3 protein-coding genes are annotated in these 3,199 nt (G+C 44.1%); all 3 read left to right on the top strand.

Annotation, left to right across the window (positions count from 1 at the left end):
• Positions 1-1,487 (top strand): YifB family Mg chelatase-like AAA ATPase (locus ACESK1_RS08880; protein ID WP_372919832.1); only part of this gene is annotated, 1,487 nt, incomplete at its 5' end.
• Positions 1,488-1,570: 83 nt separating this feature from the next.
• Positions 1,571-2,716: a DUF2891 domain-containing protein gene (locus ACESK1_RS08875; RefSeq protein ID WP_372919831.1), complete on the top strand. Its 1,146-nt coding sequence runs from the start codon at positions 1,571-1,573 to the stop codon at positions 2,714-2,716.
• The coding region (locus ACESK1_RS08870) for an Nramp family divalent metal transporter (RefSeq protein WP_372919830.1) at positions 2,713-3,199 on the top strand (487 nt) is incomplete at its 3' end. The genes ACESK1_RS08875 and ACESK1_RS08870, both read left to right, overlap by 4 nt.

The raw sequence follows: 3,199 nt of genomic DNA, 5'->3' as shown, positions 1-3,199 counted from the left end.
TTACTATTGAGGTAAATGTGGCTACCGGCATTGGTTATCACCTGGTTGGTTTACCTGATAACGCGGTTAAAGAAAGTAGTTACCGTATAACTGCTGCCCTACAGAATACCGGATATAAATTTCCGGGTAAAAAAATTATAGTAAATATGGCTCCGGCCGATCTTCGGAAGGAAGGCTCGGCCTACGACCTTACCTTTGCCCTGGGAATTCTTACCGCTTCAGGGCAAATCAAAGGAGAAAATATTTCTGATTATATAATAATGGGGGAACTTTCCCTCGACGGGAGTCTGCAACCCATCAAAGGTGCCCTTCCCATTGCCATAAAAGCTCGTGAAGAAGGCTTTAAAGGATTTATTCTCCCTAAACAGAATGCAAAGGAAGCTGCCGTAGTGAACGGTCTGGATATTTATGGAGTGGATAATATTATGGAGGTGATCAGGTATTTTGATAAAGATGAACCTCTCGAAAAAACCATAATAGATACCAGGGAAGAATTTTATAAAAGCCTGGATAATCCCGAGCACGATTTCGCCGATGTCAAAGGTCAGGAGTCTATTAAGCGCTGCATGGAAATAGCCGCAGCCGGGGGGCATAATATTATTCTCATAGGTCCGCCGGGAGCCGGAAAAACCATGCTGGCAAAACGCCTTCCCAGTATTCTTCCTCCTATGACCTTGCATGAAGCATTGGAAACCACTAAAATTCACAGTGTAGTTGGTAGGATAAGGGAAAATGTAGGCCTGATGTCACAGCGACCTTTCAGGAGCCCCCATCATACGATTTCAGATGTTGCGCTTGTTGGCGGCGGGGCGTATCCCCAACCGGGGGAAATCTCTTTGTCACATAACGGAGTTCTATTTCTGGATGAACTTCCCGAATTTAAACGCGGCGTACTTGAAGTGATGCGTCAGCCTCTGGAGGATCGTGAGGTTACTATTTCCCGTGCTAAATTTACGGTAACTTATCCCTCAAGCTTCATGCTGGTGGCCAGCATGAATCCAAGTCCCAGCGGTTATTTCAATGACCCTGGCTCTCCGGTAACTTCCAGTCCTGCCGAAATGCAGCGCTATCTCAGTAAAATCAGTGGTCCTTTGCTGGACCGTATTGATATTCATATTGAAGTTACACCGGTGCCTTTTGAGAAACTCAGCGAAGAACGCAAGGGAGAAAGTAGTGTCGATATAAGAAAAAGGGTTACGGCCGCACGCGAGATTCAGACGCTGCGATTTAAAGAAAATTCTAACGTGCATTATAATGCCCAAATGAGCGTAAAACAGATACGTGAGTTCTGTGATCTTGATGAAGCTTCCAAACAACTTCTGAAAACGGCAATGGAAAGACTCAACCTTTCTGCCAGGGCCTATGATCGTATTTTAAAAGTTTCCCGCAGTATCGCCGATTTGGAACAGTCTGAAAATATTGCCGCCAACCACATCAGTGAAGCTATTCAGTATAGAAGTCTGGACCGGGACGGGTGGCTGGGCTAAGTTTCTAAATTATAAATGAATGCAAAATTTTAAAGGTATTATCTATAAACTTTTATCTTTACTAGCTCACAACCCAAAGACCAATGAAACGAATTATCCTGCTTCTCTTAATAATCATTTCCGGCTGTAAAAACAATGAGACCTCAGAATCAATTTCAACAGAGGAAGCTGATACTATAGAAACCCCTAACATTACCGACGCTTTACTCAGTGAAAGTATAGAATTTGATCTCGAAGAAGCAAATAAACTGGCTGAACTTCCTTTGAACTGTATTGAAACTGAATATCCCAATAAATTGGGTCAAACCCTGGAAAATAAAGCGGCAATGGGAGAACCCAAAGAGTTGCATCCGGCATTTTATGGCTGTTTTGACTGGCATTCCTCGGTGCATGGGCATTGGTCGCTGGTAAGCCTACTTAAACAATTCCCGAAGCTCGAAAAAAGTGATGAAATAAGGGAAATGCTTAAAAAAAGCCTTTCCGAAGAAAATATTCAGGGAGAACTGGAATATTTCAAAAGAGAACAAAGCGATTCTTATGAGCGCACCTATGGTTGGGCCTGGTTGCTCAAGCTGGCAGAGGAACTAAAAACCTGGGATGACCCACTGGCCGAAGAACTTGATGAAAACCTCCAGCCTTTAACCGATCTCATAGTAGAGCGTTATATGGAATTTCTACCGAAACTCAATTATCCTATTAGGGTTGGGGAACACGAGAACACTGCCTTTGGTCTTTCTTACGCCTGGGACTATGCGGTTAAAACTGAAAATGAGGAGTTTCAAAAACTTATCTCGAAGCGGGCCAAGGAATTTTACCTCGGCGATGATGATTGCCCTGTTACCTGGGAGCCGGGTGGTTTCGATTTTCTCTCTCCCTGTCTTGAAGAAGTTAATATCATGCTGAGAGTGCTCCCTAAAAATGCTTTTATGATGTGGATAGACGATTTTATGCCTGAACTAAAAGAGGAAGATTTTGATATTGAAGTAGGCGTAGTTTCAGATCGCACTGACGGAAAACTGGTGCATCTGGACGGTCTTAATTTTAGTAGAGCCTGGGTTTTTTATGGCCTCGCCAATAAATACCCTGAGGATTTCGGACATTTAAAGGGCCTTGCCGATAGCCACGTTGCTTATTCCTTTCCGAATTTGGTAGGCGACAGCTACGAAGGCGGACACTGGTTAGGTAGTTTTGCCATCTACGCACTCAACGAATCCCGCAAGGGCTTGTGAGAAATTTTTTAAAGAATTTAGGGCCGGGTATCCTGGTCTCGGCAGCATTTATTGGGCCGGGAACGGTGACGGTCTGCACCCTGGCAGGGGTGGAATTTGGTTACAGCCTTTTATGGGCGCTTTTGCTTTCTGTTTTTTCCTGTATCATTTTACAGGAAATGTCAGCCCGGTTGGGAGTGGTATCGCAGAAAGGTCTTAGCGAAGTGATTCGCGAAGAGATCAAAAGACCTTTTTTAAAGGTTTTCGCGATCATTCTCATCTTCTCGGCCATAGTGATAGGCAACGCTGCTTACGAAGCCGGAAATATCACCGGAGCCGTTCTTGGCGCCCAGGCGATCTTTGGAGATCAAAGTTTGCAACTGGGTAGTTTCCAGCTCAATCTGTGGAGCCTGCTCATAGGTTTTATCGCTTTTCTTTTGCTTTTCTCCGGAAGCTATAAAACTCTTGAAAAAGTTTTCATAGGGCTGGTATTACTAATGAGTA

It is taken from the genome of Salegentibacter sp., assembly GCF_041642575.1.
Lineage (GTDB): Bacteria > Bacteroidota > Bacteroidia > Flavobacteriales > Flavobacteriaceae > Salegentibacter.
Note: the sequence above shows the minus strand (reverse complement) of the source record. Positions and strands in the feature narration are given on the sequence as shown.

Coding starts and splice junctions, on each gene's coding strand:
- ACESK1_RS08875 (WP_372919831.1), top strand. CDS start 1,571: ATGAAACGAATTATCCTGCTTCTCTTAATAATCATTTCCGGCTGTAAA.